At 67.6% G+C, this 21,231-nt stretch carries 16 protein-coding genes; 11 read left to right on the top strand and 5 right to left on the bottom strand.

Annotated elements, in window-relative coordinates:
* Position 1: 1 nt before the first annotated feature.
* From P1L40_RS11235 to P1L40_RS11225, 3 genes are read right to left on the bottom strand one after another with little or no spacing between them, the layout of a single operon-like run.
* The gene (locus tag P1L40_RS11235; RefSeq protein WP_284007055.1) at positions 2 to 1,015 is read right to left on the bottom strand and encodes an ABC transporter permease; all 1,014 of its coding nucleotides are present in this window, start codon (positions 1,013 to 1,015) and stop codon (positions 2 to 4) included.
* The gene (locus P1L40_RS11230) at positions 1,002 to 2,006 is read right to left on the bottom strand and encodes an ABC transporter permease (protein WP_284007053.1); all 1,005 of its coding nucleotides are present in this window, start codon (positions 2,004 to 2,006) and stop codon (positions 1,002 to 1,004) included. The genes P1L40_RS11235 and P1L40_RS11230 overlap by 14 nt, the downstream gene beginning before the upstream one ends.
* 4 nt (positions 2,007 to 2,010) lie before the next feature.
* Positions 2,011 to 3,813 carry an ABC transporter substrate-binding protein gene (locus P1L40_RS11225; RefSeq protein ID WP_284007050.1) on the bottom strand — a complete coding sequence of 601 codons (1,803 nt, stop codon included), beginning with the start codon at positions 3,811 to 3,813 and terminating at the stop codon, positions 2,011 to 2,013.
* A gap of 165 nt (positions 3,814 to 3,978) precedes the next feature.
* Here P1L40_RS11225 and P1L40_RS11220 point away from each other — a divergent pair, with 165 nt between their 5' ends.
* From P1L40_RS11220 to P1L40_RS11210, 3 genes are read left to right on the top strand one after another with little or no spacing between them, the layout of a single operon-like run.
* Positions 3,979 to 5,298 (top strand): DUF7405 family protein, encoded by a 1,320-nt coding sequence (locus P1L40_RS11220; protein WP_284007049.1) that lies wholly within the window; start codon positions 3,979 to 3,981, stop codon positions 5,296 to 5,298.
* Positions 5,299 to 5,300: 2 nt separating this feature from the next.
* Positions 5,301 to 6,962, top strand: coding sequence for a CRTAC1 family protein (locus P1L40_RS11215; RefSeq protein WP_284007048.1), 1,662 nt, complete (start codon positions 5,301 to 5,303; stop codon positions 6,960 to 6,962).
* A 57-nt stretch (positions 6,963 to 7,019) separates the two neighbouring features.
* A complete protein-coding gene (locus tag P1L40_RS11210; RefSeq protein WP_284007047.1) occupies positions 7,020 to 9,251 on the top strand; it encodes a glycoside hydrolase family 3 N-terminal domain-containing protein in 2,232 nt (743 codons plus the stop codon).
* On the opposite strand, the gene P1L40_RS11205 is transcribed toward P1L40_RS11210, so the two are convergent.
* Positions 9,242 to 10,324 carry a TrmB family transcriptional regulator gene (locus P1L40_RS11205; RefSeq protein ID WP_284007046.1) on the bottom strand — a complete coding sequence of 361 codons (1,083 nt, stop codon included), beginning with the start codon at positions 10,322 to 10,324 and terminating at the stop codon, positions 9,242 to 9,244. The two genes, P1L40_RS11210 and P1L40_RS11205, sit on opposite strands and share 10 nt — an antisense overlap.
* 960 nt (positions 10,325 to 11,284) lie before the next feature.
* On the opposite strand from P1L40_RS11205, the gene P1L40_RS11200 reads away from it, so the two are divergent.
* The 8 genes from P1L40_RS11200 (at position 11,285) to P1L40_RS11165 (ending at position 19,900) form a co-directional block, all read left to right on the top strand.
* Entirely contained in the window at positions 11,285 to 12,448 is a 1,164-nt protein-coding gene (locus tag P1L40_RS11200) for a substrate-binding domain-containing protein (protein ID WP_284007044.1), read from the top strand.
* Between the two features lie 93 nt (positions 12,449 to 12,541).
* The gene (pstC, locus tag P1L40_RS11195; protein WP_284007042.1) at positions 12,542 to 13,663 is read left to right on the top strand and encodes a phosphate ABC transporter permease subunit PstC; all 1,122 of its coding nucleotides are present in this window, start codon (positions 12,542 to 12,544) and stop codon (positions 13,661 to 13,663) included.
* Positions 13,660 to 16,311 carry a phosphate ABC transporter permease PstA gene (pstA, locus tag P1L40_RS11190; protein ID WP_284007041.1) on the top strand — a complete coding sequence of 884 codons (2,652 nt, stop codon included), beginning with the start codon at positions 13,660 to 13,662 and terminating at the stop codon, positions 16,309 to 16,311. Before pstC ends, pstA begins: the two co-directional genes overlap by 4 nt.
* Positions 16,304 to 17,212 (top strand): phosphate ABC transporter ATP-binding protein PstB, encoded by a 909-nt coding sequence (pstB, locus tag P1L40_RS11185; protein ID WP_284007039.1) that lies wholly within the window; start codon positions 16,304 to 16,306, stop codon positions 17,210 to 17,212. Before pstA ends, pstB begins: the two co-directional genes overlap by 8 nt.
* A 6-nt stretch (positions 17,213 to 17,218) precedes the next feature.
* The gene (gene phoU, locus P1L40_RS11180) at positions 17,219 to 17,896 is read left to right on the top strand and encodes a phosphate signaling complex protein PhoU (RefSeq protein ID WP_284007038.1); all 678 of its coding nucleotides are present in this window, start codon (positions 17,219 to 17,221) and stop codon (positions 17,894 to 17,896) included.
* Position 17,897: 1 nt separating this feature from the next.
* Positions 17,898 to 18,929: a PhoU domain-containing protein gene (locus tag P1L40_RS11175; protein ID WP_284007037.1), complete on the top strand. Its 1,032-nt coding sequence runs from the start codon at positions 17,898 to 17,900 to the stop codon at positions 18,927 to 18,929.
* A gap of 49 nt (positions 18,930 to 18,978) precedes the next feature.
* Positions 18,979 to 19,725 carry an MBL fold metallo-hydrolase gene (locus P1L40_RS11170; protein WP_284007036.1) on the top strand — a complete coding sequence of 249 codons (747 nt, stop codon included), beginning with the start codon at positions 18,979 to 18,981 and terminating at the stop codon, positions 19,723 to 19,725.
* Positions 19,726 to 19,762: 37 nt separating this feature from the next.
* Entirely contained in the window at positions 19,763 to 19,900 is a 138-nt protein-coding gene (locus P1L40_RS11165; RefSeq protein WP_284007035.1) for a hypothetical protein, read from the top strand.
* 14 nt (positions 19,901 to 19,914) lie between these two features.
* Here P1L40_RS11165 and P1L40_RS11160 read toward each other — a convergent pair whose 3' ends face one another.
* Positions 19,915 to 21,219, bottom strand: a complete 1,305-nt coding sequence (locus tag P1L40_RS11160) for an eIF2B alpha/beta/delta subunit family protein (protein WP_284007034.1) — start codon at positions 21,217 to 21,219, stop codon at positions 19,915 to 19,917.
* Positions 21,220 to 21,231: the final 12 nt, after the last annotated feature.

Below are 21,231 nucleotides of genomic sequence, written 5' to 3'. Positions count from 1 at the left end.
CTCAGAGCACCTCCGTCACACCGGCGTCTTCGTCGTCCGTGGCCGTCGACTTCGACTCGCCGGCCATCCGGGTCCGGACGCGGGGGTTGAACACGCGGTCCATCCCCTGTCCGAGGAGGATCAGCCCGAGCGACAGGCCCATGATGGCGACCATCGGGGCCAGCAGCCAGTGGGCCGCGCTCCAGGAGAACAGCGCGCCGCCGCTGTAGGCGAAGTTGAGCGTCACGCCCCAGTTCTGTGTCGAGTATGGCAACACGCCCAGGAAGTACAGCCCGACCGAGGCGAACATGACGTACCGCGCGGCGAACACGAAGTTGACCGTCACGTACGGCATCAGGTTCGGGATGATGTCCTTCACGATGATCCGGGGCGTGCTGACGCCCATCGTCCGGGAGGCCTCGACGTAGTCGTTCTCCCGGATGGTCAGCACCTGCGAACGCAGCGACCGGCCCAGTCCGGCCCAGTAGCTGATGTTGATGATGATGCCCAGCAGGATGGGGTTCTCGGGGTTGAGCGTCACCGCGAGGATGATGACCAGCGGGAGCCCCGGAATCGCCATCACGAGGTCGGAGACGGACATCAGCGTCCGGTCGACGCGGCCGCCCTTGTAGCCCGCCAGCGTCCCGATGGCGACGGCGACCCCTGTCGCCCAGACGGCACCGGCCGTGATCATCAACAGGATGTCAGGCGTCGAGTGGATGATCAGCGCCGCGAGGTCGGTCCCAGAGGCGGTCGTCCCCAGCGGATAGTTCATGTTCTCGAACAGCATCAGATACCGCGGGGCCTGGCTCGTCGACGGTTCCCGCCAGAGCCCGAGCACCGCCACGAGGGCCACCAGCAGGTAGCCGCCGATGATGAGAGCGCCCAGCCGTGTGCGCCAGTCCGCCCACGCGACGAGAAACGGCGTCCTGATCCGCTCTTCGTACAGTTCTCTGGCTCGCTCGCCGGTCGTTAGGTCGGGCGCCGACGAGCCCTCCGATCGCCAGTCGACGCTTTCGCTCTCAGTATGCTTCATCTGACTCACCTGCGCTGATCCGCGGATCGATCTTGCTGTATGTCAGGTCGGCGACGTAGACGCCCAACACGAGCGCCACGGTGATGACGAGGAAGGTGCCCATCATCAGCGGGTAGTCGTTGGCGTTCAGCGCCGAGATCATGTAGTAGCCCAGCCCGGTGTAGGAGAAGATCTGTTCTAAGATGACGGTCCCGCCGAGGCGAAAGCCGAGCAGGAGCAAAAAGCCGGTGTACATCGGCAGGATGGCGTTGCGGGCGACGTATCGCGTCGCGATACGCCGGTCGGACAGCCCGCGAAGCCGCGCGACCTGGACGTAGTCGTTACCAAGCACCTGGATGCTGTTGCCCCGCATCGCGAGCGCCTGGCCGCCGGCGGCACCCAGCGTGTACGAGAGGATCGGCAGCACGCTGTGTTTCAGCGCGCTGACGACGAAGGGGACGCCGAGTTCCCGCTCGACGCCGTTGGCGACCGTCCCAGCCGTCGGGAGCCAGCCGAACTGGTAGGCGAAGACGTACAGCATGACGACGGCGACGACGTAGAACGGCACCGACATCAGCGAGATCGAGACGCCCGAGACCAGTTGGTCGAACCGGGTCCCCTCCCAGTAGGCCTGGAGCGAGCCGAGGAAGATGCCGACCACGAACACGAGGATCGTCGAGACGAGCACGACGAAGATCGTCCACGGCGCCGCGCCGGCGAGGACCGCCGTCACGGGTTCGCCGAGCGAGATCGACTCGCCGAGGTTCCCCTGGACGAGCGCGAGCATGTAGTCGACGTACTGTCGCCACAGCGGCGCGTCGGGCCGGATGTTCTGGAGGTTCGCGATCCTGGCGTCGACCTCCTCGGCCGGCACTCCCTGCCGGAGCAGTTGGGCGCGCAACAGTGTGAACGGGCCACCGGGGAGCAGCCGGACCAGTCCGAACGTCAGCGACGCCACGAGGAAGATCGTGGCGAACACCCTGGCGGTCCGTCGCACGTAGTAGTTGACCATTGTGTTACTTCGTCGCGCTCAGTTTGCCCTGCTTGGGGAGCCAGTGCGACGGCCACTTGACGCCCCGCGCCGCGTCGTCCTTCGAGACGACATCCCACTCGGCGTCGGTGAGCCAGGACTGGTCGAACTTCCCGACCAGTCCCAGCATCGGGAGAGTCTGGTTGTGGTGCCACGCGACGCGAGTGACCGTCTCGGAGACGGCCGCCTCGTCCTGCGTCGTCGCGACGCTCTGGATCTCTTCGAGCGGGTTCAGCGTCATCTCGCCCGAGCCGTCCATGGCCGGGACGGTGTGGTCGCCCTCGGGGAAGTTGTGGCCGCCGTCGATGTCGGGGTTGGTCATCTGCCAGCGAAGCGGGAAGTACGGGAACGACGACCGAGCGCCGCCGGGCAGCCAGTAGAACGCGCCCATCGTGAAGTTGGACTCGATGTACGCGCCGAAGTAGTCACCGCCGGGCAGCGAGTTGATCTCGAAGTCGAACCCGAAGGCGTTCAACTGGTCGACGACGGTGTTGGTCGCGGTCGTCCAGTCGGTCCAGCCCGCCGGCGTCACGTAGCTCCCGCCCAGCGCGTTCCCGTTGCTGTCTTGCCACGTGCCGCCGGACTTCGAGTAGCCGGCGTCACGCAGCAGCGAGGCGGCTTTCTCCGACTGGGTGGCGTCCATGCCGTACCCCTCGAAGTTGCCGTAGGCGTCGCCGAGCCACGACTCCTGGTCGGCCGGCGCGATGCCGGTGACCTTCGGTGCGGGGTCTTTCGTCCGCGGGCCGGCGTTGTCGGCGACCTGCTGGCGGTTGATGACGTGTGCGACCGCCTGGCGAACCTTCCGCTTGCCGAAGTGCTCGTCGTCGTGGTTGAACAGGACGCCGTAGCCCCACTTGGCCGGGAGCGTGACTTCCTCGACGCGGTCCGGGAAGTTCGCGACGATCTTCGGCGGGGCGAACAGACTCGTGACGACATCGAGCCCGCCACCCATCAGCCCCTGCTGGAGGGCGGTGTTGTCCTGCCGGTTCAGGAGTTCGTACCCGGTGAAGTTGATGTTGTCGGCGTCGTAGAACTCGTCGTTGCGGGAGAGCGTCCAGGCCTGGTCGTTCTTCGACTCGAAGCTGAACGGGCCGTTGCCGTGGATGTCTTCCTCCCAGGCGAACTGCTGGATCGCCGCGGCGTCCTTGTCGAGGAACTCCTCGTAGACGGGCCGGTAGCCGTGGATGCGCAGGTCGCCGTTCGCGAGTGTGTGCTTGATGATCTCCGGGTTCGAGGGACGTTCGAGGTTGATGACGACCGTCTTGTCGTCTTCGCCCTGCTCGACGCTCTCGGCGAAGTCCCACAGGGTCGCGCCGGTCTTTTTCATCAGCCGGAACTGCAGGATCACGTCGGCGGCCGTGACGGCGTCGCCGGTGTCCCACGCGAGGTCGTCCCGGAGCGTGAGCGTGACCGTCGTCCCCTCGAACGACCAGTCCGACAGGCCCGCCAGTTCGAACTCCTGTGTGCTGAAGTTGTAGGCGGCGAACCGCTCGAAGAGGTGGTTGCCGGCGATCCAGTCGTAGTTCTGTGTCGCCATCGGGTTCACGTGGAGGTTCGACGGGACCCCGTTGTTCGTCGCCCCGGTGAGGGTGGTATCGATGACGCCCGACCCGCCCTGGCTGTCGGTCGAGGACGAGTCGCCCGTGCTGCCGTCACTGCTCTCGGTCGAGCCACCGTCGTCGCTGGAGCCGCCACAGCCGGCCAGCGCAGCCGCCCCGGAGACACCAGTCAGTTGAACGAATCGCCGTCGGCTAATCACGTCGCTGTAGTCGTCAGTCGCGTTAGACATGCGTACAGTCAGACGAGCCCACCAACCGATAATAAATGTTGTGGTCGATCATCGACGTTCCCCGACAGGACGGCTCCGGCTGCACGGCGTGGTGGCCAGTAGCGGGCCGGGCTGTCGGGGGGTAGCAGCGAAAGAATTAACATCTGGTATTCGGTACCACAGTCAATGCGTCCAGATGAGTCACAGGACCTCTCTCGCCGGGACTTCGTCCGCGCAGCGGTGGCGATCGGCGGGACGAGCGCCCTCTCGGCGTGCCTCGACAGCGAACAGGCGAAACTCGACGGGCAGAGCGAGTCAGCGCACACGACGACGGAGGCGGGGCCGCGGTTCCCGCGCGGCGACCCCGAGGCGGCCCCCGACGGCCAGCACCGATGGGGCGAGTTCCTCGTCCGGGACGCCCACGGCAACACGGTCCCGCCACAGCAACTCGTCGTCGTCGGCCTCTCCTACGAGGGGTCGGCGCCGCCGACGACGGCCGAGCGCTCCCAGGTGGCCGACGCGCTCGGGACGCTGGCTCGCGCCTTCCAGTGGGGGACGGGCGGCAACGCCGGGGCCGCGTTCAACCGCGGCCTCCTGTTCATGCTCGGTTACGCGCCGCAGTACTTCGAGCAGGTCGGTGCTGTCCCGGAAGCGATCACGACGCCCGAGTCGGTCCTCGAAGCCGTCGGCGAAGCACCCGAGAAGGCCGACGCCTACGACGCGGTCCTCGTGCTGACCAGCGACATCGGCTCGGTCGTCCTCGAAGCGGAGGCCGCGCTGTTCGGCGAGGTCGAGCGTGTCAACGGCCTCGCCGTCGACGCGACGTTCGAGGGCGTCTTCTCGACGGCCGGCCGCCACGTCGGCTACATCGGGAAGGGGCTGCCGGCCGACAAACTCGACTCCGACGACATCCCCGAGGACGCCCCGCTGTCGATGGGGTTCAAGTCGGGGTTCCGCGACAACCTCCCCAGCGAGGACCTGGTCACCATCGACGACGGCCCCTTCGCCGGCGGCACGACGCTCGCGTCCTCGACGCTCCGGATCGACCTCGACCGGTGGTACGACCAGTCCCGCGAGGACCGAACGGCCGAGATGTTCTGTCCGGCCCACAGCGCCGACGATGTCGGCCCCATCGGCGAGAAACTCGGCAGCGACAGCGGCATCACCGAAGCGGATGTCGACGACCTCGACGCTCACGCCGCGGCGTACGACCGGGTCGGCCACTCACAGAAACTGGCCCGTGCCCGGGACGACGACTTCGAGACGCGCATCCTCCGCCGGACCGAGGGCGTCGCGACGACGGTCCACGACGGCACCGGGTTCCAGTTCAACTCGGTGCAGGCGACGATGGCCGACTTCGTCGAGACTCGGCGGGCGATGAACGTCGACGAGTACGACTTCGACGTGCCCGCCGAGGACCACGGGATCGTCGACTACCTCGAGACGCTCCGGCGGGGGAGCTATCTGGTGCCCTCGCGTGAGCGGTGGGCGCTCCCGGTGGTCTGACGATGCGGGCTGGTGCGTTGGCGGTCGCGCTGTCGGCGGTGCTCGTCCTCGCGGGCTGTTCGGCGGCGGGGACGTTCGGGGGACTCGGCTCGGACTCCGCGGAGCCACGCCTCCAGTTCGAGGACGTGACCGCGTCGTCGGGACTCCAGTACGAGGCGATCGGTAGCGGCGTTGGCAGCGGCAACTCCGGCGTCTACACGGCGGACGTGAACGGCGACTCCTGGACCGACGTGCTCGCGATCGGCGGCCAGGAGCCGGTGTTGTTCGAGAACCGGAACGGGACCTTCGCCCGGAGTACGGCGCTGCCGTCGGTCGACGGCCGGGTCAAGAGCGCGGCGTTCGTCGATGTCGAACGGGACGGCTGGCCGGACCTGTTGCTGTTCACCCGGGACGGGACGGTCCACGCCTACCACAACGACCGCGGCACGTTCGAGCCGACCGACTACGGCCTCGGGACCCTCTCGTATCCGCTGGGTGCGACGGCGGCGGACTACGACGGCGACGGGGACACGGACCTGTTCGTCTACCAGTCCGGGTCCTGGCGCGACCGGAAGCCGGCGGGCTACTTCAACCTGAACACCACCGTCACCGAGGACAACGGGAACCCGAACGTCCTCTACGAGAACGTCGGTGGCGAGTTCCGCCGCGCCGAGACCGACGCGATAGAGGGCGACCACTGGAGTCTGGCGGCGAGTTTCGCCGACCTCACCGGCGACGGGCGACCGGACATCCACGTCGCCAACGACTACAACAACGACACGCTGTACGTCAACCGCGGTGACGGCACCTTCGTTCACCGGTCGCTCGGGGGCGCGACGGCCCGCAACGGCATGGCCTCGGAGGTCGCGGACGTGACCGGCGACGGCCGCCCCGACGTGTTCGTCTCGAACATCTGGTTCCCGGACCTGCAGGCGAACATGAGCCAGGAACGGTACGACCGGCTGAAACGGTTGCTGGAGTTCGTCATCCACTCCAGCCGGACGAAGGGCAACACGCTCCTGGTCAACGGTGGCGACGGGACGTTCACCGACCGCGCCGACGAGTTCGGCGTCCGCCACGGCGGGTGGGGATGGGCCGCCAGCGCGACCGACTTCGACAACGACGGCGACCGCGACCTCGTCCACACCACCCAACACGTCGTCAGAGTCGACCGGACCGATCCGGTGTACACCTACCCGATGGTGTTCCAGTCGACCCCGTCGGGTGAGGAGGCGTTCACTCGCGTGAACAAGACCGACAACGGCATGCGAGAGACCGACGGGCGGGGCCTGGCGACGCTCGACTACGACCGCGACGGCGCCCAGGAACTCGTGGTCGCGACCTACGACGATCCGTTCGTCGTCTACGACAACGGGGCCGCCGGCGCCCGGAACAGCCTCCAGTTCCGTGCCGTCGACGAGCACGGGGCGACGGCGCTGGGAGCGGTCGTCACCGTCACGGCCGGCGACACCGAGCAGACCGTCCAGCAGACCGCGAACGTCGACTACCTCTCGCAGGACTCCCGGGTCGAACACGTCGGACTCGGCCGTCACGAGACGGCGACCGTCCACGTCCGGTGGCCCGACGGGACCGAGCGGCGGTTCGACGGTGTCGACGCCGGCCAGCGGCTCCGCCTGACCAAATCCGGCGTCGTCGTCGCGGCACGAACCGACGACAGCGCGTGACGACGCGGACTGCGCCCATCCAAAAATATAAATGGGCGTGGTAGAATCGTTCTCACTATGCAGTCAACAGGCGAGCAACCACTGTATAGGGACGCGACCGTCTCGACACCGAAGCGTGTCGCCGACCTGCTCGAACGGATGACGCTCGAAGAGAAGGTCGGTCAGCTCGTGGGGACGTGGGCGGGCCACCTCGACGGGTTCAAAGACGCCGACGACGTTGCCGACGAGATCAGGGACCACGCCGTCGGAGCCGTCGCGTCGTTCGGCTGGGGCGGTGCGGTCGACAAGCGACTCGACGACATCGTCGAGACGGTCAACCGCTTACAGGAGGTCGCGCTCTCGGAGACCCGCCTGGGCATCCCGCTGTTGTTCAACGTCGACGCGGTCCACGGACACGCCTACGTCGCCGAGGGGACGGCCTTCCCCAACGGGCTGGGGGCCGCGGCGACGTGGGATGTCGAGGCGATCGAACGGGCCGCGAGCATCACCGCGACCGAGGTCCGCCGGAGCGGCGCCCACCAGAACTACTCGCCGACCTGTGACGTGGCCCGCGACCCGCGGTGGGGACGGACGTTCGAGACCTTCGGCGAGAGCCCCTACCTCTGTGGGAAACTGGCGGCGGCGAAGGTCCGTGGCTACCAGGGCGACGGGATCGAGGATCGGTCGTCGGTCGTCGCGACGGCGAAACACTTCCCGGCCTACAGCCAGCCCGAACGCGGCGAGGACGCCGCACCCGTCGAGGTCTCCGACTATCTGCTCCGGAACGTCTTCCTGCCGTCGTTCCTCGACGTGCTGGACGAGGGCGTCGAGTCGGTGATGCCGTCCTACAACGCGATCGACGGGGAGCCGGCACACGGCTCGCAGCGTTACCTGACGGACCTGCTCCGCGGGACGCTGGGCTTCGACGGCACCGTCGTCTCCGACTGGGGCGGCGTGAGGATGCTCGACGCGGACCACCACATCACTGCGGATCACTGCGAGTCGGTCCGCCAGACCCGCGAGGCCGGCCTCGACATCGCTTCGGTCGACGCCGTCGACCACGCCGAACACCTCGTCTCGCTGGTCGAGGACGGCGAGGTTGCCGAAGCCGTCGTCGACGACAGCGTCGAGCGCGTCCTCGAACAGAAGTTCCGCCTGGGACTCTTCGAGGACGCCTTCGTCGACCCGAGCGAAGCACGGGATATCGTCGGTGCCGAGGCCCACCGCGAGGCGTCGCTGGACGCGGCACGGGACTCGATGACGCTCCTGCAAAACGACGACCTCCTCCCGCTGGCGGACGACACCGACGTTCTCGTCGCCGGGCCGAACGCCGACGACGTAGTCCACCAGCTCGGCGGGTGGAGCGTCCCCGACCCCGAGGGGACCGACGTGGTGACGATCCGGGACGGGATCGACGCCGCCTCCGCCGGGCGTGTCGTCTACGAACAGGGGGCGACGATCAACGACACGCTCGACATCGACGCGGCTGTCGAGGCCGCAAAAGCCGTGGACGTGGCGGTCGTCGCCGTCGGCGAACCGTGGTACCTCCACGAGTTCGGACCGACCGCCGACACCGGGACCGAGCCCGAGGAGTTCCCAAACCGGCACACCCTCTCGCTCCCGGACGCCCAGCGGGAACTCGTCGAAGCGATCCACGAGACGGGGACGCCCGTCGTCGGCGTGCTCGTCACGGGCCGCCCGCTGGTCGTCGACTGGCTGGCCGAGCACGTGCCCGCCCTCCTCATGGCGTACTACCCCGGAACGATGGGCGGTCGGGCCGTCGCCGAGACGCTGTTCGGCAAGAACGACCCCAGCGGTCGACTCCCAATCACGATCCCACGGTCGACTGGACACCTCCAGTCGCGGTTCAACCACTTCCCCCACCCCACGCCGATCGGGGCGGACGAACACCCCTCCTCGTACGACCCGCTGTTCGAGTTCGGCCACGGACTCAGTTACGCCGACTTCGCGGTCGGCGATGTCGCGCTGTCGGCGTCGACGATCGGGCCACACGAGCCGACGACGGTTCGGGTCCCCGTCGAGAACGTCAGCGACCGCGCGGGGACCGAGGTCGTCCAGGTGTACGTCACCGACCACGCCAGCGACCGCGTGACACCGGTCCGGGAGCTCCGCGGGTTCGAGCGCGTCGAACTCGCCGCGGCGGAGGCGACGACCGTCGAGATCGAACTCGATGCCAGCGAACTCGGCCGGGTGGACGCCGACGGGAATCGAGAGACCGTACCCGGAACCTACACCGTCCACGTCGGCGATCAGTCCGTCGAGTTGACGATCGAAACGACCTACGCCTGACCGGCGTTCTCGAACGAGATCGCGTCGAGCGTGATCGTCTGTGCCTCGAAGTCCTCGAACACTGCTCCCCAGCCTCCCACCGAGAGTTCGTCCACACCCGTATCGACCCAGACGATCGAGTACGTCGAGAGTCGTTCGAGCGACGGCGAGTCGTTGACGAAGACGTTCGGGTAGTAGATGTCCGTGACCGTTCCAGTGAGTTCCCGTGCCTCGCGTGTCTCCGTGTCGATCCCCGAGACGGTGACGGTGACCGTCGCACCGTCGGCGTACAGCGGCGCGATGTCCCTGATGAACTCCTTGAGACTGATGTAGATCTTCGGTGTCTGCTGGCCCGCCGTCAGCGGGTCCCAGGAGTACCAGAGGCAGGTCTGGAAGTACCAGTGGTTGATAAACGAGAGGATGCTGTCGTTGATGAGGATGCCGTAGTCCTCTTTCGCCCGGGAGTTGGGCGCGAAGAACGTCTGCGTCCGGTCGAGCACCGCCAGGAACGGTCCCGGGATCTTCACGACGTGGATCTCGATGCCGGACGCAGCGAGGTCCCAGTCCTCGCTCCGATCGGCCAGGTCGGGTTCGTAGTAGACGGCGGCGTGGACGACGACGCCCCGCTCCGCGGCCCGTGTGAGTTCGGCCCGGAGCGACTCGAACTGGTCGGCCGTCAGCGCCACCTCGATCCCGATTTCGGCCTCCCGGATCTGGTTGCGGGTGTGTTCGAGCACCGTGTCGGCGTGCTTGACGACGCCGACCCGGTGGTCACTGAGATCCGGCTGTTCCCAGCGGTCCTCCAGCTCCTCGGCGGCGTTCGTGAACAGTTCGCCCCGCTCCCGGAGGTGTGTGAGGATGTCGACCGGGTCCGACGGTTCGGCGTGCAGCCGGTCGTGGTCGATAGTCTCGACGAACCCCTTCGACTCCAGTGACCGGAGCGTGTCGTACACCTGTGATGTCGGGATGTCGGACTTCTTGGCGACATCGACTGCCGGGAGTCGTCCGTAGTCGACAAGCGTCAGGTACGCCTCCGCCTCGTAGTTCGTGAGGTCGGCGTTCTCCAGCGCTCGTTTCAGCGTGTCGCGGTCCATGTCCCCCCTCTGGAACCCAGGGTATGAATGTCTACCGCCCGCTCGCACACCGGTAATAAGACAACAGACAGATACCGAAAGTGTTACTTCTCGCAGACTCATCCGAAAACCGTCAGTACGGCGGGTCACTGAATCCGGACAGAAAGCAGCTCTCTATCGCTGCTGTCGCACAATGGAAATCCGAACCGCTGAAAACATATTCACAGCAGAACGTCTCGATTCGGCGTGTAGTGACCGTATTAATATTTTATCTTATACGACTTCGGTTTTCGGCCGGTGATCGGCGCTGTATCCGCTTGCGTGTCCGCGCCCCGAAATAACGAGTGTACCGTTGTTACAGACGAGCGGGGGTTGCGGAACAGTGGGATAGATTGCGCCCGCACGTCCGATGTCTGGAACGGAGTGGGTCCGTGGCGAGGTGGACCGTCGCGTCCGCCGGATGAGGACGGAATATCGAGATTTATCGACTTCAAGGGTACTACTATGGGTGTATAGCCAGTATTGAGACAGAAAATCGGATCTTTCTCTCCTCAAATTCCAGTTTTATATCCGATAGCCTTGGAGAATAATCTGGACGCACGAATATATAAATAAAAATTTCATTAACCCGTTACGTTCGAATTTCTACTCACCTTTCACAGTTCTTTTTGCCGAGAGAGTTACGGACAGCGGTGAGCACGTCCACCCGACGGGGGGCGTCGGTAGCAGCGAAAGGAGCCAGGACCGACCGGGCGCGTGGCGCGCCGTCGATGTTCTCGCCGCCGGCCACCGGAGAGCGGTCGACCTGACGCGGAGTAAGTGACTGCCCGACGGAGTGTGACACTATTTTACACATACTGTTCGGGTGTAGTATATAGTAGTATATCCAGGTGCGAGACGGGTATAGGAGAACTGTGCTCTCATACTCGAAAGTACCCCTATTATAAACGAGTTTAATAGTCCTTCCCCCTGTCTCTGGTGATGGCGCACGACTCAGACCGGGTTTCGCGGCGGACGTTTATCGCAACGACAGGTGCAACCGGTATCGCTGCAGTGGCCGGTTGTTCGAGCGGTTCCAGTTCCAGTGACGGCGGCTCTGGCTCCGACGGCGAGAGCTCCGACGGCGAGAGCTCCGAGGACACGCCGACGGAGACGGCGACCGAGGAGATGGAAGAGGAAACCGAGAGTGGCTCGGGCGGCGCCGTCTCGGCGCTCGAATCCGGTGGCTCCTCGACGGTCTACCCCGTCGCGAACACCGGTGCCTCCTACTGGAACGCAAACCGGCCGGCCAGCGACTCCGAGTACTGGCCGTACGCGGACTACGGTATCGAGACGGACAAGGCCCTCGCCGACTACTGGGCGGGCCTGTACGGCTTCGAGCCGGGCGAGGACGGCGACCCGCCGTTCAACGTCACCGCGGGACTGTCCCACTCCGGGACCGGCGTCGAGAAGGTCATGAACGGCCAGCACGACATCGGTAACTCCTCGGGGAACGTCGAAGACGAACTGCCGGACCGTGACTCCTACGAGCAGTTCGTCGACCACGTCGTCGCAGTCGACGGCCAGCCGCTGGTCGTCTCCCAGGAGATCGCCGACGCCGGCGTCGAGCAGATCACCGGTGACCAGCTCAAGGACCTCTACAAGGGCCGTATCAGCAACTGGAGCGAACTCGGCGGGCCGGACCGCGAGATCCAGGTGCTGGGCCGTGTCAAAGGCTCCGGGACCCGGACCTCCTTCGTCTCGAACGTCTTCGGCAACCCCGAGGAAGACACCACGGTCGCCAACCGCTTCGGCCAGAACCAGCGCCTCGCCCAGGCGATCGCTCAGGCGGACAACGCGATCAGCTACCTCGCGCTGGCGTTCATCAACACGGACGGGCTCTCCCCCATCGCCCTCGAATGGGAAGGGACGACCTACGCCTACCAGGACGACGAGAACGGCCTCGACTCGACGGCGTACCCGCTCTCGCGTGACCTGCACATGTACACGTGGGAAGGCACCTCGATGAAGGAGGCCTCGTTCATCAACATGATCCTCCACGACTTCGGGCAGGACATCTTCGTCGCCCCGAACAACTACTTCACCCTCGGCGCGCGGCGTCAGGAAGAAGGGAAAGCGAAGCTCCCCGAGCAGACCCCGGTCTGATCGGGTCCTCCCCCGCGTTCGACCGCGGATCGGTATTTCCGGAGATACACTGGCAAGATACGACACGTCCACGATATTTTTCATACAACCACAATGTTAGACGAAGCACAGGTCGACGCGCGCGAACTACTCCTGGGTGGGGACGCGGCGGAGGGGTCGCTGCTGGCGGTCGGGGCCTCGGCCGCGACGCTGGTCGCGACCATCCTCGTGTTCCTGTTCAGGCCGGCGATCGCGCTCCCGATGCTGATGGCGTTTGTCATCGTGACAGCCGTCGGTTGGGTGACGTATCAGGCGGAAATCGCACGGATGCTGACGCTGATCGCGACGGTGTTGACGGTGTTGACGGTGACGTTCATCACCCTCTTCCTGTTCGCGACGGCGATGCCGGCGTTCCTCGAACACGGACTGGGACTACTGTTGGTCCCGATCCAGAACGGGGAGATCCGGTGGTTCTTCGGGCTGCAGCGGGTGCTGCCGGCCAGCGAGACGTTCTGGAACCCACTCAGCGGCGCCTACTCGCTGATCCCGGCGATCTGGGGAACCGTCGTCGTCACCCTCATCGCGGGCGCGATCGCGGGGCCGCTTGGCCTCTTTGGCGCGCTCTTTATCGCCGAAGTCGCCAGCGACGGTCTGCGCGAGGTCATCAAGCCCGGCGTCGAGGTGCTGGCTGGCATCCCGTCGATCGTCTACGGCTTCATCGGCTTCCAGGTGCTCAACAGCTTCATCCAGACCTCGTTCCTCGACGACGGCGCGAGCTTCCTCATCGCGGGCGTGGTCGTCGGCGTGATGGCCCTGCCGACGGTCGTCTCCGTCGGCGAGGACGCCCTCTCGTCGGTGCCCGACTCGATGGGTGACGGCTCGATCGCGATGGGCGCCACCAAGTGGCAGACGATGAAGTCCATCTCGATCCCGGCCGCGTTCTCGGGCATCTCGGCCGGCGTGATCCTCGGACTCGGTCGGGCGATCGGCGAGACGATGGCCGTGGCCGCGATCATGGCCGCCGGTGTCGGGCTGGCCGACCCGCTGTTCGATGTCTTCGACGCCAGCGCGACGCTGACGAGCCTGATCGCCGTCAACTACGGCAGCGCCTCGGAGAGTACGGTCGACGTGCTGTTCGTCGCCGGCGTCATGCTGTTCGTCATCGTCGCCGGCATGAGCATCGTCTCACAGTACATCGAGCGCCGGATGCAGGAGAAGCTCAAGGGGCAACAATGAGCGACGCCTACGCAGCCCAGAACCGACTGGTCAGCGCGGAGTCGAACTACTACGACCGCGGCCTGGATGTCGTCATCGCCACCAGCGTGGTGGCGTTCGCGGTCGCGATGATCACCCTGATCGATCTCGTCCCTCTGGACGCCAGCGGCGCGGGTCTGGGCGAGTTCTTCGGCCTGTTGCTGGCCGTCGTCGTCGGCGGCGTCGGCCTCACCGGGCTCGCCGCCTGGACGAACGTCGTCCCCGTCACCTCACGGCGGGTCCGTGGAATCGCACTGGGACTGGTCGTCAGCACGCTCGGGATGACCGTCGCCGCGTACGCGCTCCCGGTGACGCTCGCGACGCTGTTGGGCGGACTGCTCGTCCTGGAAGCGGTCGGCATCACGGTCGCCGGACTCGCCTCGCGGATGGCCGTCGTCGACACCGAGCCGAACATGACCGCCGGCCTGCTCGCCGGCGGCGCGTTCGGCACGATCGGCCTGGCGATCGGCGCGGTGCTTGGCGGGACGCTGCTCGGGTTCGGCTCGCTCACGTGGCTCGTCGCCGCCGTCGCGGTCGGGGCGCTCCTGTTCGCGCTCACCGTCCTCCCGCGGGAGGACATCGGATCGACGGTCCCGACGGCCATCGTCGTCGGGACGCTGGGGGTCACCATCGCGACGGCGGCCATCGGCGTCGGCTGGCAGTGGAACCCCGAGTCGCTCTCGGGCGGGTTCACGGGCGGCGCGGTCATCCCGGTGTTCGTCCTCGCCGCGTCGATCCTCACGGCCTGGGCGGCCGCGAAGGCCCGGGCGGGCTTCGGTGCCCGGGGTCGGGAGTTCGGTGCCTTCCTCGTCATCAACCTCAACGCCTTCCTGATGGTCGCGGTGATGATCACCATCGTCGTCTTCGTGACGCTCAAGGGCGTGGCCTACGCCTTCCACGGCTTCACGATCGGAGCGCTCGCGGCGCTGGTCGCGATCACGCCCCTGCTCGTCCTCGCCGTCGCCGTCGCCCGCCAGCCCGCGGGGACGAGCGACTGGCACACCGGTGCCCGGCAGTTCTTCCGGCTCCTCCCGCTGGCGGGCGTCGGCTCGCTCGTGGCCGTCCTCGCGTCGGTCGCGGTAACCGGGCGCGCGCTGTCGCTGCCGTTTACCTACACTGTGCTGGTCAACAGGCAGGAACAGGCCCTCGAGACGGCCGTCTCGGTGACGCCGGAACCGGTCGTGGGCGCACTCCTGCTCGTCGCGCCGGCGCTGCTCCTGTTCGTCTACTTCTTCCGGCAGTACGGGAACCTCCGGAACGTCGGGACGACGATCGAGGCGGTCGAGCGGGTCAGGCAGACGGTCCCCCTGGCGGTCGCGGTGACCGTGGGCCTGACTGGCCTGCTGGCGATCGTCGGCGAGTCACCGCTTGGCATCCCGATCGGTGGGACGCTCGGACTGGCACTCGTGTTCGTCGGCGCGCTCGCGTCTGGCGGACTCGCGGTGTTGCCGCTCGCGGGCAGCCTGACCGGCGAGGGCGCGCTCGCCGACCGAGCGATCGACAACGCGCCGATGTTCACCGTCGGCGTGTTCGGCGGGCTCGGCCTGCTGACGGCGGTCGTCTTCCTCCAGCCGGCGGCGACGGTCGCCCCGAGTGTCGGCCCGGCGAACCTCGTTCCCGTGATCGCACTGCTGGGCGTGGTCGCCTCGCTGGGCGTCGCTGTGCTGACGACCGTCGCCCGCCGGGCGGCCGACGAGTCGATCCAGCGGCGACTGCTCGCCGACGAGACGCGGCTCGGCCTGACCGCGGCGGCCGGCTACGCCGCCCTGCTGGGCCTCCACGTCGCCGCGACCGGGATCCCGTTCACCGTCCTGGGCGTCTCGGTCGCCAACGGTGGATCGCTGTCGTTCCCGATGGCGATGCAGCCGTACATCCCGCTAGGTGCCGAACCCGGCGGCATCTTCCCGGCGGTGGTCGGCACCGTCTGGCTCGTCGTCGGCGCGACGTTGTTCGCGGTCCCGCTGGGCGTCGGTGCCGCCGTCTTCCTCACCGAGTACGCCGAACAGGGGAAGTTCACCGCGCTGGTCGAGATCGCCACGAACGCCCTCTGGAGCACGCCCAGTATCGTCTTCGGGCTGTTCGGGGCCGCGTTCCTCATCCCCCGGCTGGGCGGTGACGAGTCACTGCTGGCCGGGATGCTCGTCCTCGGGTTCATGCTCCTCCCGCTGGTGTTGATCACCTCGCGAGAGGCGATCAAGGCCGTCCCGGACCAGTACCGCGACGCCAGCGCGGCGCTGGGTGTCACCCGCTGGGAGACGATCCGTAGTGTGGTCCTCCCGGCAGCGATGCCCGGCGTCATCACCGGCGTCATCCTCGGCGTCGGCCGCATCGCGGGCGAGACGGCCCCGCTGATCCTGGTGCTTGGCTCGACGCTGAACTCGACGGAGGCCGTCTCGGTGATCGACGGCTTCCGCTTTGTCGCCCGGCCGCCCTTCGTCGTCAACGACGCGCTGATGTCGGCGTCGGCATCGCTGCCGACCCAGGTGTGGGCAGTGATCGCCGCCGGCGTCAGCGGCTCCCCCTCGATGGGGTGGGCGACCGCGTTCATCCTGCTGATGGTCGTTCTCACCTTCTACGCCGTCGGAATCACCGCACGAACCTACTTCCGGAGGAAGCTGAACTATGAGTAACACAGTCAACGACACCCAGAGTACCGACCCCGAGACAGCCACCACGACGACCGCCGGCGAGAGCGAGGAACGGACCCGGCCCGAGTGGACCGACTACGACTTCGCGGGCCGCGCGAAGCTCTCGGTCGAGGACCTCAACGTCTGGTACGGCAGCGACCACGCGCTGAAGGATGTCTCGATGGAGATCCCCGAGAACAGCGTCACGGCGCTGATCGGTCCCTCCGGCTGTGGGAAGTCGACGTATCTGCGGTGTCTCAACCGGATGAACGACCGGATCAAGGCCGCCCGCGTCCAGGGGTCGGTCGAGCTGGAGGGGACCGAGATCTACGACCCCAACGCCAACCTCGTCGAACTGCGCAAGCGGATCGGGATGGTGTTCCAGTCGCCAAACCCCTTCCCGAAGTCGATCCGGGAGAACATCTCCTACGGCCCGCGCAAGCACGGTGACATCAACAAGGGGCTGCTCGCGCGGCTGTTCGGCCGGGACGACACCGACGAGGAGGCCGAACTCGTCGAGCGGTCCCTGCGCCAGGCGGCGCTGTGGGAGGAGGTCTCGGACCGATTGGACGACAACGCCCTGGGTCTCTCTGGCGGCCAGCAACAGCGGCTCTGTATCGCTCGCTGTCTGGCCGTCGACCCCGACGTGATCCTGATGGACGAGCCCGCCTCCGCGCTGGACCCCATCGCGACCTCCAAGATCGAGGACCTCGTCGAGGAGCTCTCGAAGGAGTACACGGTCGTCATCGTCACCCACAACATGCAGCAGGCGGCCCGCATCTCCGATCAGACGGCCGTCTTCCTCACCGGCGGCGAACTCGTCGAGTACGACGACACCGACAAGATCTTCGAGAACCCCGAGAGCCAGCGCGTCGAGGACTACATCACCGGTAAGTTCGGGTGAGCGCCCGTGTCGAGGGAGTCCTACCGGGAACGGCTGGCGGCGCTGCGAGCGGACGTGGTCGCGATGGGCGACCTCGTCGTCGAGCGCCTGGAGCGGGCACTGGAGAGTTTGCGGACCGGCGACGATGAACTGGCCCGGGCGGTCATCGACGGCGACAGCGAGATCAACGAGCGGTATCTCGCGCTCGAAGGAAACTGTATCGACCTCTTTGCCCTCCAGCAGCCGGTCGCCAGCGACCTCCGGTTCGTGGCGACCTCGTTCAAGGTTCTGACGGACCTCGAACGGATCGGTGATCTGGCGACGAACCTCGCCAACTACGGGCTCGCAGCCACTGCCGAGGTCGTCCCCGAGGTCGCCATCGACGACATCGGAACCGACGCGACTAGGCTCGTCGAGCGGGCGCTCGCGGCCTATCGGACCGACGACGCCGACGCCTGTCGCGCGATCGCGGCCGACGACGACGAGATCGACGCGCTCTGTCAGCACGCCAGCGAGACGGTCGTCCGGGACCTCATCGAGCGGGAGGCCACCGACGACGGACTCTGGTCGGTCGAGCAGGTGCTCGACGATGTCTCACGGGTCCTGTTGACGATCCGCGATCTCGAACGAATCGCCGACCACGCGGTCAACATCGCCGCACGGACACTGTACATGGTCGAAACGAGCACGGAACTCATCTATTGAGATGGAGACACGCAAGATCCAGCAGGTCGGTGGCGGAACGTACACCGTGTCCCTGCCCAAGGAGTGGGCCCAGCAGGCCGAGGTCTCCGCCGGTACCGTCGTGGACCTCCACACGCACATCGACGGTCTGCTCGTCATCCAGGCCGACGACTGCGACCACGGCGCGACCGGCCCCGTAGAGATCCAGGTCCCCTCCGACGGCGCGGACGCGGTCGAACAGACGCTGCGAGCGGCCTACGCCGCCGGCGCCGAGGAGATCCGGCTGACGGCACCACAGGGGTTCTCGGACGACCAGCGCCGCGTCGTCGACCGGGTGGCTCGGAACCTGACAGGCGTCGCCGTCGCCGAGGAGTCCCCGACCGAGGTGACCGTCCGGACGATGTTAGACGCCGCGGAGGTCTCGATCAGTCAGTCGGTCCGCCAGCTCCAGTTCGTCGCGCTGTCGATGCACCGGGACGCCGCCGCGGCGCTGACCGGCGAGAAGACGGTCGAGCAGCCGGCCGACCGCGACGACCAGGCCGACCGGCTGTACGCGATGATCGAGCGCCACTTCGAGCGCGGCCTCTCGAAGCTCGACGAGGTCGACGCGCTGGGACTCACCCGACCCGAACTGTTCCAGCTGTGGGCGACCGCCCGCGAGCTCGAACGGGTCGCCGACCACGCCGAACGGATCGCCCGCGTCGCCGCCCGGCTGGAGTCGCCCGTCACCGGCGATCTCGCCGACGAACTGGAAGCGATCGCCGCCACGGCACAGCGGACGGTCGAAGACGGGATCCGCGTCGTCATCGACGACGCCGGTGCGGACACCGCCCGCCAGGCGCTGAGCGCGCGCGACCGCGTCCGGGCCGACGCGACCGACCTCGATCGACGGCTGTTCGAGGCCCCCGAGAGCGACTACCGACTCACACACGTCGTCGACAGCCTCGAACGGACCGCCGAACACGGCGGCAACGTCGCCGAACTCGGCCTCCGACGGGCGGTCCGGACGGGTTCGCTCGCCCCGGCGGCCGATCCGGCGGACGCCAGCGACTGATCGCGTGGCTCGTAGCGGCTTTATGTCTCGGCTCGCGTAGTGAGAGCCGATGACGGTCAGACACGACGGGCTCACCGTCGAGTGGCTCGGCTACGCGACGATCCGACTCGCCGGCGCCGACACTGTCGTCTACGTGGACCCGGGCCGCTACGGCGTCCTGACCGGAGAGTGGGAGCCCTTCGAGGGCGGCGTCGGCCACCCGCCGGCGCGGGACTACGACGCCCGCGACGGCGACATCGTCTGTGTCAGCCACGTCCACCACTACGACCCCGACGCGATCGAACGGGTCGCAGCGCCCGACGCCACGGTCGTTGCCTTCGAGGGAATCGGCGGGCGCGACCGGGAACGGGACCTCCGCCCCCTGTCGGATCTGCCCTACGAAGTCCGGCAGGTCGGCGCCACCGACCGGCTCAGCGTCGACGGCACCGATATCTGGACGACGCCGGCGTACAACGAACCCGACGGGCCACACACCCGGCCGAACGGGACGCCCTACCACCCCGAGGGGTTCGGCTGTGGCTTCCTCGCCGTGGTCGAGGGGACCCACTGTTTCTGGCCGGGCGACACCGATGTTCTGCCCGGCCACCGGACCGTCGAGACCTCGCTGTTCTGTCCCCCGATCGGCCAGCGGTTCACGATGGACCGCCACGAGGCCGCACGGCTCGCGGCGACGATCGACCCCGATCTGGTGGTGCCGGTCCACTACAACACCTTCTCGACGCTGGCCGCGGACTCGCGGGCCTTCGCCGCCGACGTGGCCGCCGCCGGTATCCCGGTCGCCCTGGACGAGCAGTGAGCGCAAGCCGTCTGTCGCCAGCGGGTCCACCTGAGGTGTGCCCGACGCCGACCTCACCCAGCCGATCCGGTCGGGGATGCCGACCTACCCCGGCGACCCGTCCGTCTCGATCACCGACCACGCCACGTTCGATGGCGACGGCTCGCCGGTCCGGGCGGTCGCGCGGTACGACTGACCACCGCCCGCGCCTCAGGACCGATCCCAGGTGGTCCACTCCCGGTGGGCGGCGGCGACGGCGCGGACCTCCTCGCCGTCAAGCCGGCCCTGTTCGGTCAGCACCGCCGTCACCGCGTCGGCCGGCGTCACGTCGAAGGTCGGGTTCGCGACGGCCACGTCGGCCGTGCCGTCGTACAGTTCTGTCCGCTCTCGCGGTTCGAGGTCGTAGCCGTCGTCGGGAGCGATCTTGTCGCTCGCGGCGGCGACGAACACCGCACAGTCCGCGGCCGCGGCCGACAGTGCCGCCGCCCGCGTCCCGACCTTGTTGACCACCCGACCGTCGGGCAGGATTCGGTCGGCGCCGACGACCACGGCTTCGGCGTCCCAGTCGACGAGTTCGAACGCCAGGGCGGCGTCGGTCGTCAGCGTCACGTCCGTCGCCGCCGCCAGCGACTCGGCCACGGCCACGCCTTCCCGGCCCGGGCGTGATTCGGCGACCAGGACCGCCTCGGGCGCGGCCTCGTGGATCGCGGCGCTGACGGTTCCAGACCGCGAGAGCGTCGCGATCCGTTCGGGCAGGGTCTCGGCGGCGACCTGGGCGGCCTCGCGGTCGACGGCACAGGCCTGTTCGACCGCGCGGCTGGCGGCGGTCTCGACGGCCCGTGGCGACCGCTCGTCGCTCGCGGCCAGCATCGTCCGGTCGATCCGGTTGGCCAGGACGGCCATCGATGGCCGGGCGTCCCGCAGCGACCGCGCCAGGGCCGCCAGCCCGTCCCAGTCGTCGCCGGTCCGTTCGGGCCGCGTGCCGTCCGCCCGGTGTCCCTCGGCGACGACCGCCGCCTCGTCCCGGAGAACCTCCAGCGCGCGCATCGACAGCCACGAGGAGCCGTGGGTCCGGTCCTCGCGGACCGTCGCCACGCGCGGGCGGACCCGGTCGTAGGACAGCCAGAGCCGCGGGACCGTCTCCCGGCGGAGGATCTCCGGGGGCTGGACCCAGGCCGTCTCGACCGTCTCCGCGTTCGTCCGAACCCCACGGGAGTCACAGTCGAAGAGGAACGGGTAGACGAGCCACTGGTCCGAGTCGTCCTCGACCGGAAACGGCTCGCCCTGTCGGACCAGCGTGACCGCACGCTCCAGCCCGGTCTCCTCGGCGATCTCCGCCCGTGCCGCGGCCTCCGGGTCCCGGTCCGGTGCTGTCGGGTCTTCGCCGTCAGCTGCGACGTGTCCGGCCACGCCGCCCCACCGGCCGGCGTACGAGCCGACGGCGTCGCTGCGGCGCAACAGGAGCACCTCGCCGTCCGCTCGGAGGAAGCAGGTGACGACCGGCCGGGGAGTCATGGCAGCACCGTC

It is taken from the genome of Haloarcula pelagica (assembly GCF_030127105.1).
GTDB classification, from domain to species: domain Archaea; phylum Halobacteriota; class Halobacteria; order Halobacteriales; family Haloarculaceae; genus Haloarcula; species Haloarcula pelagica.
This window is presented reverse-complemented; position numbering and strand designations above follow the sequence as displayed.

Bases quoted from the DNA above. Each gene is read 5' to 3' on its own strand.
- P1L40_RS11170 (WP_284007036.1), top strand. From the start codon at position 18,979: ATGACGGTCAGACACGACGGGCTCACCGTCGAGTGGCTCGGCTACGCG.
- P1L40_RS11210 (WP_284007047.1), top strand. From the start codon at position 7,020: ATGCAGTCAACAGGCGAGCAACCACTGTATAGGGACGCGACCGTCTCG.
- P1L40_RS11205 (WP_284007046.1), bottom strand. From the start codon at position 10,324: ATGGACCGCGACACGCTGAAACGAGCGCTGGAGAACGCCGACCTCACG.
- P1L40_RS11175 (WP_284007037.1), top strand. From the start codon at position 17,898: ATGGAGACACGCAAGATCCAGCAGGTCGGTGGCGGAACGTACACCGTG.
- pstA (WP_284007041.1), top strand. From the start codon at position 13,660: ATGAGCGACGCCTACGCAGCCCAGAACCGACTGGTCAGCGCGGAGTCG.
- P1L40_RS11200 (WP_284007044.1), top strand. From the start codon at position 11,285: ATGGCGCACGACTCAGACCGGGTTTCGCGGCGGACGTTTATCGCAACG.
- P1L40_RS11235 (WP_284007055.1), bottom strand. From the start codon at position 1,015: ATGAAGCATACTGAGAGCGAAAGCGTCGACTGGCGATCGGAGGGCTCG.
- pstC (WP_284007042.1), top strand. From the start codon at position 12,542: ATGTTAGACGAAGCACAGGTCGACGCGCGCGAACTACTCCTGGGTGGG.
- pstB (WP_284007039.1), top strand. From the start codon at position 16,304: ATGAGTAACACAGTCAACGACACCCAGAGTACCGACCCCGAGACAGCC.
- P1L40_RS11215 (WP_284007048.1), top strand. From the start codon at position 5,301: ATGCGGGCTGGTGCGTTGGCGGTCGCGCTGTCGGCGGTGCTCGTCCTC.
- P1L40_RS11225 (WP_284007050.1), bottom strand. From the start codon at position 3,813: ATGTCTAACGCGACTGACGACTACAGCGACGTGATTAGCCGACGGCGA.
- P1L40_RS11230 (WP_284007053.1), bottom strand. From the start codon at position 2,006: ATGGTCAACTACTACGTGCGACGGACCGCCAGGGTGTTCGCCACGATC.
- P1L40_RS11160 (WP_284007034.1), bottom strand. From the start codon at position 21,219: ATGACTCCCCGGCCGGTCGTCACCTGCTTCCTCCGAGCGGACGGCGAG.
- P1L40_RS11220 (WP_284007049.1), top strand. From the start codon at position 3,979: ATGCGTCCAGATGAGTCACAGGACCTCTCTCGCCGGGACTTCGTCCGC.